Origin of the sequence: Desulfitispora alkaliphila, from assembly GCF_050433185.1 — a bacterium.
In the GTDB taxonomy this organism is placed as follows: Bacteria; Bacillota; Desulfitisporia; order Desulfitisporales; family Desulfitisporaceae; genus Desulfitispora; species Desulfitispora alkaliphila.
The window spans coordinates 1-5,612 of the sequence record NZ_JBNPXS010000075.1 but is presented as its reverse complement, the minus strand read 5'-3'; the positions used below and the strand labels follow the sequence as shown (position 1 = coordinate 5,612).

Annotated in this window: 6 protein-coding genes; 3 read left to right on the top strand and 3 right to left on the bottom strand. The window is 35.4% G+C overall.

All coding sequences use genetic code 11. The features are described from left to right. Positions 1-97: 97 nt before the first annotated feature. The 3 genes from GGQ84_RS15260 (at position 98) to GGQ84_RS15250 (ending at position 1,855) form a co-directional block, all read left to right on the top strand. Positions 98-238 carry a hypothetical protein gene (locus tag GGQ84_RS15260; RefSeq protein ID WP_429163662.1) on the top strand — a complete coding sequence of 47 codons (141 nt, stop codon included), beginning with the start codon at positions 98-100 and terminating at the stop codon, positions 236-238. Positions 239-243: 5 nt separating this feature from the next. After that, positions 244-417: a hypothetical protein gene (locus GGQ84_RS15255; protein WP_429163661.1), complete on the top strand. Its 174-nt coding sequence runs from the start codon at positions 244-246 to the stop codon at positions 415-417. Positions 418-505: 88 nt separating this feature from the next. Next, positions 506-1,855 carry an ATP-binding protein gene (locus tag GGQ84_RS15250; RefSeq protein WP_429163660.1) on the top strand — a complete coding sequence of 450 codons (1,350 nt, stop codon included), beginning with the start codon at positions 506-508 and terminating at the stop codon, positions 1,853-1,855. Positions 1,856-2,004: 149 nt separating this feature from the next. On the opposite strand, the gene GGQ84_RS15245 is transcribed toward GGQ84_RS15250, so the two are convergent. The 3 genes from GGQ84_RS15245 to GGQ84_RS15235 all read right to left on the bottom strand — a co-directional run bounded on the left by GGQ84_RS15245 (position 2,005) and on the right by GGQ84_RS15235 (position 5,380). Further along, positions 2,005-2,805, bottom strand: a complete 801-nt coding sequence (locus GGQ84_RS15245) for an IclR family transcriptional regulator (RefSeq protein WP_429163659.1) — start codon at positions 2,803-2,805, stop codon at positions 2,005-2,007. Between the two features lie 111 nt (positions 2,806-2,916). Beyond that, the gene (locus GGQ84_RS15240; protein ID WP_429163658.1) at positions 2,917-4,125 is read right to left on the bottom strand and encodes an RtcB family protein; all 1,209 of its coding nucleotides are present in this window, start codon (positions 4,123-4,125) and stop codon (positions 2,917-2,919) included. A gap of 19 nt (positions 4,126-4,144) precedes the next feature. Then, positions 4,145-5,380: an L-lactate MFS transporter gene (locus GGQ84_RS15235; protein ID WP_429163657.1), complete on the bottom strand. Its 1,236-nt coding sequence runs from the start codon at positions 5,378-5,380 to the stop codon at positions 4,145-4,147. Positions 5,381-5,612 lie beyond the last annotated feature (232 nt).

Sequence of the window (5,612 nt, the reverse complement as noted above, 5' to 3'; positions counted from 1 at the left end):
TCTTCTCCTTAAGCTAATAATAACAAAGTGGTGAAAGCCGCGCACCATTTTTCATTACTATTTGTGCCGCAAGCGTAGCGGCGGAATGGAGGTTAGCATGAAAAGAAAGCAAAAATTTTCCAAAGCTGCATTGCGTAAAGCTAAAGATGTAAAGCATGCCTACTCAGAAACTTATGTTGAACCTATGGACCCATGTGCAAGACCCGATGATATAAAAAAAGATAAACGAGGCAGGTGATTTATTTGACTAGAAAAAATATGCGAGGAATAATCGGTAAGGCTGAGCCCACCCTAATGCGAAGGCCACAAATTGGCGCTGGCATTGGCTTTAAAGAATTAAATTTAAAAACTGGAGCTGATATTAAAAAAGCTTCAAAGAAATACAACTTAAATATGAAGGAAACAAATGATTTTTAAAGTGCTGCTTTTTGCAGTACTTTTTTTTGACATTAAACAATTTAATTTATACAATGAAGTTATCTAAAATGTTGAGGGGGACAACTACATGAAAAATACAACTAATATAACAAACGCTTATTGGGCGTGTAAGCAACTTGCTATATTTATGGATCTAAGAAATGATAAAATCTTTAAGCTTTATGAAAATTTATTAGCTAATATTTCAAGCCATGATAAAGATACGGTAAAAGCTGTAGAAGATTATTGCTCTTTAGCCAATAGACTTTTTAGTTTATATATAACAACTGAATACAACGTTATTACTACAAAAGACTTATGGCAACATCATTTAATGAAGCTACTAACTCAAAGTGAAAATCCCTTTTCCTTAAACAGTAGCAAATTGTGTTTTGAAGAATTAGACTTCTCTTTAATTAAACAAACAAAGCGGGAACTTGATCTATTACAGCAAATTTATAGGTGCAGTGGACATGTTCTACAGCAAGAAATAGAAAGTAATTCTCAATACCCTCTTTCACTTCCTTCTTTGGGTGCAGATAGCATAGATGCAGATAATAATACAATTTACACTAAGCTAAGTACAACTTCTCGGTGGTCTGACGTAGTTGACGAATTAGCTAATTATTATGGTACATGGGGTACCGGTATTATGAACCTTTATCCTGCTTTTCGCTGGACAAAAGATACTAGTGGTAAACCTAACCTATACCCCATATCACATCCAGATCCAATTACTCTCGATAGTTTGGTAGGCTATGAACGTCAACGGGAAGTAGTTTTTAACAATACTCTTAAGTTCATTCAAGGCTATACAGCAAATAACGTACTGCTTTATGGTGATAGAGGTACCGGTAAGTCATCTACTGTAAAAGCACTTTTACACGAATTTAAGTCCAGGGGACTGCGTCTAGTAGAGTTGAGTAAGAGCAACTTACCCACTTTACCCTACTTACTTCAAGAACTAACAAAATACCCTCAAAAATTCATCATTTTCATAGATGATTTATCATTTGAAGATGGTGAGGTAGATTATAAAGAAATGAAGGCTGTTTTGGAAGGTGGACTAGAAGTAAGGCCTGATAATGTGCTTTTATATGCAACATCTAACAGGAGACATCTAATCAAAGAACGCTTCGCAGATAGAACTCGGGAATTCAATTCCGATGATGTTCGAGCTAGTGATACAGTTCAAGAAAAACTTTCCTTGGCAGATAGATTTGGAATAACTGTAGTGTATCCAAGCCCCACTCAAAAAGAGTATTTAAAAATAGTAGATGGTTTGGCAGCAGATGCCAAATTAAAAATATCAAAAGAACACCTTCACCATTTAGCTCTACAGTGGGAACTTCGGCATAATGGTAGATCAGGTAGAACTGCACGCCAATTTATTGATAATCTGTGTGGTGAACATCTCTTAAATAAGAGCACTATATAGATAGGCCGCCGTTACTTATTGTATGCAGTTCCCTTTTGGCACGGAATAAGCTCTATTGATTTTCAACTGGACAGAAGCTACATCACACTGTGGTATTTCCCAGATTAGCTACTTCTTTCTTAATAGCTTCTATCCAGTCTTCAGTTTAGTTAATTATTATATCCCATTTTAGAAGATATTTTTGCAGAAACATCTAACATTATAGGTATTAATTCGTTATTTAAATAGTAACTTGTTATTCTACTAGCTGGCCCTGATACACTGATTGAAGCCACTACTTTTCCTTGATGGTTATGAATAGGGGCAGCTAAACACCTAACAGATTCATCTCTTTCTCCTAAGCTAAAAGCATAGCCTTGCTTCCTAACTCTATCAAGTTCTTTTTTGAGCATTTCAACATCAGTAATTGTTTCATTAGTATATTTTTTTAATTCTATCTTATTAATAATTTGCTCTAGTTTCTCTTGAGGCAAACCAGCAAGTAATACCTTCCCTGAGCTAGTACAGTGTGCTGGTCCTTTATTACCAACTTTTACAAACATTTTAACAATAACCATATTTGTTGATTCCAATTGATCCACATAAACAACCTCTGTTCCATCCAAAACAGATAAATTAACAGTCTCATTACATCTCTCCAATAACTCTTGCATATAGGGCCTTGCAATAGCTTGAATGTCTACGTTGTAGAGGGCAGCATTGCCAATTTGAAACAGTTTCATTGTCAGTTTATATTTTGCAGTATCATTTTCTTGATCTACTAACCCTTTAACCATCAACGTTCCCAGCAAGCGATGAACTGTACTCACATTCAAGTTTGATACTTCTGCTATTTCAGTAATCGATATGGGGCGACCTACACCTGCAAGTACCTCAAGTATAGAAAGTGCTCGTTCAACAGCTTGTACAGTTTTTACTTCTTCTCTAATATGCTCATTTGCCTTGCCCATTTTTTATATTCTCCTTTTAATAAGTTAATCCACTGACATTTCGTACAGTGGAATTGATTTTTATACCTATTTTCATTTTACGTTTACAAATGAGCTTTTGTCAAGTAAGAACTATCCTTTCACGACTATAACAGTTTTTAACCGCTTAATAGTTTTTATTAAATCTTTTTGCTTCCTAATCACATCTTCTATATCTTTATAAGCAAATCTACATTCTTCTGCCAAGGTGCTTTGTTGGAATTTTCCAATCATTACATCACTAGCTTTCATATCTTCTAGCACTTTTGCAGGGTTGAATTCTTTTTTTGCTTTTTTTCGCGAATACTTTCTCCCTGCACCGTGGGAGCAAGAGTTAAAAGAATCTATACTTCCTAACCCCCGCACTATATATGAATAGGCCCCCATAGATCCAGGAATAATTCCCTTGTCTCCAGCCTCTACTCTTATGGCTCCCTTTCTATGTATCCAAAGTTCTGTGCCTTGATGACATTCTTTACTGGCAAAATTGTGATGACAGCTTATTTCGTTAGATACGCTTATGTCTTCTTCCTTTATACAATGCTTCACAGCTTGAAATATAATATTTCTTATTTTTTTCATAATAACACTTCTGTTTTCTGCAGCAAAATTCATCGCTAAATTCATCCAGGCTATATATTCACTAAATTCACTGTCAGTCTCCTCCAAATAAGCTAAATCATTATTAACTGTAGTCCCCTTCTTTTTGCATTTTTCTACAGCTAGGTTATTAAAATATTTACATACTTGGAAGCCGAAATTGCGACTGCCTGTGTGGACCATAATCCCAACTTGGTCCCTTTCATCCTTTTGAATCTCTATAAAATGGTTTCCTCCTCCAAGAGTACCTACTTGATAATATCCTCGTTTTATTTCCTCTGAAAGCGGAGTGCTCATAAACCCTTTATCTTCATGTGCATTATTTAGTACTATTGATTTTTGTGTCTTTTTATGGTGCTTAAATCCAACAGGGATTGCATCATGAATATCTTGTGCAATTTTTTTGCGAGTTTTATCATTCAAAATATTTAAAGGTATATTTGTCTGCATGAAGTTAACACCACAACCAATATCAACACCCACTGCATTTGGGATAATTGCGCCTTTTGTAGCCAATACTCCTCCTATTGGCATTCCATAACCAGTGTGTACATCAGGCATTAAAGCAAGCCATCCATGGGCAATCTTAAGATTAGCCACATTTTTAGCTTGCTTTAAGCACTCATCATCTAACTCATCTAAATGATCTAACCAAACTTTTATAGGGTTTTGTAGACTATTTTTACTATTTAATACAAACAAATTTACCCCTCATTTATCTTTAGTTTATAACTCTCTTCTGTACAAGAAGCTGTTTAGGATCCTTCTGAGGATTTTTTAATAAGAATGATAGTACTCCAGATACTAAACACCCTATACCTGCTACAATACTTGCAATATAATATGTCCCAGTATAGTCAAATACAGCAGCACCAAGCATTGGACCGATAACACCAGCTACTCCATAAGCAGTAAACATCATTCCATAGTTCTTGCCAACGTTTTTGGAACCAAAATATTCTGTTGTGATAGAAGGAAAGACAGATAGTATACCGCCAAAACTAACTCCTATGATACTAGCTACAATTATAAGGGGTAAAAATTCCGTTATTCTTGTAAAGATAAGTACCATCGATCCAAGTATAAACATAATGTATGTTAAAGTTTTTTCTCGTCCTATTTTATCAGATATTAATCCCCATGCTACTCTTCCAGTTCCATTAAAGAATGCCAATAAACCTACAACTATTGCAGCAGCTGCTTCTGTAAGCCCTACCCCAGTTCCATAAGAGGCTAAATGACCAATTACCATTAAACCTGAAGTGGCACCTAAGGAAAACATGGTCCATAATAGCCAGAATTGGGGCATTTTAATCATAGCATCCAATTCTATATCAATACTTTTATTTGGTTCACTATTGGTTAACTTCTTGTTACCTACAGGTGGTTTCCAACCAGCAGGTGGATTCTGTAATAATTGCGCTGATAGAGTTATTAAGATAAGAAAGGCTATTCCAAGGCTACTAAAAGCTAATCTCCAACTAAAGATCTCTATTATTTTTGATGCTATTGGTGCAAAAACAATTGCTCCAGCACCAAAGCCTGCTACAGCTAACCCTGTTGCCAACCCTCTCTTATCAGGAAACCACTTTACACAAGTGGCAATAGGACAAACATAAGCTATTCCCACACCAAAACCTCCAATAAACCCATAGGTAATATATAACCATGGTAGCGAGGTAGTAAAACTTGCTAATAGATAGCCTGTACCTAGAAGAACCCCTCCAGCAGTAGCTACTATCCTTGGACCTGCAATATCCTGCCACCAGCCACCAACTATTGTGGCTACAGCATATGATACTAAGAATATAGTAAAGGCTAAGGATACTTCTGTAGTTAACCAACCAAATTCATTCATGATTGGGTTTAAAAAAACTCCCCAAGCATAAATTGCTCCTAAACAAAGTTGTATTATTACTGAACTAAAAATTATTTTCCACCTATTGTATTTGTGCATTTAAATAGTGCTCCTCCCACTGCAACATCTTCTACTTTAGTTTTTACATGATAAGTAAGATTTTATATAGATTTAATAAAAAAAGCAAGTACATTTTATAGTACATAATTCTTCCTGATTTTATTTAAAATTGTCTAATTATCGAGTAGGAGGTAGATAATTATTTTATCTACCGTCCTCTCACACCACCAAGCATACCGTTCGGTACTTGGCGGTTCATTAAGTTAATTGC

Bases quoted from the DNA above. Each gene is read 5' to 3' on its own strand.
- GGQ84_RS15260 (WP_429163662.1), top strand. From the start codon at position 98: ATGAAAAGAAAGCAAAAATTTTCCAAAGCTGCATTGCGTAAAGCTAAA.
- GGQ84_RS15250 (WP_429163660.1), top strand. From the start codon at position 506: ATGAAAAATACAACTAATATAACAAACGCTTATTGGGCGTGTAAGCAA.
- GGQ84_RS15245 (WP_429163659.1), bottom strand. From the start codon at position 2,805: ATGGGCAAGGCAAATGAGCATATTAGAGAAGAAGTAAAAACTGTACAA.
- GGQ84_RS15235 (WP_429163657.1), bottom strand. From the start codon at position 5,380: ATGCACAAATACAATAGGTGGAAAATAATTTTTAGTTCAGTAATAATA.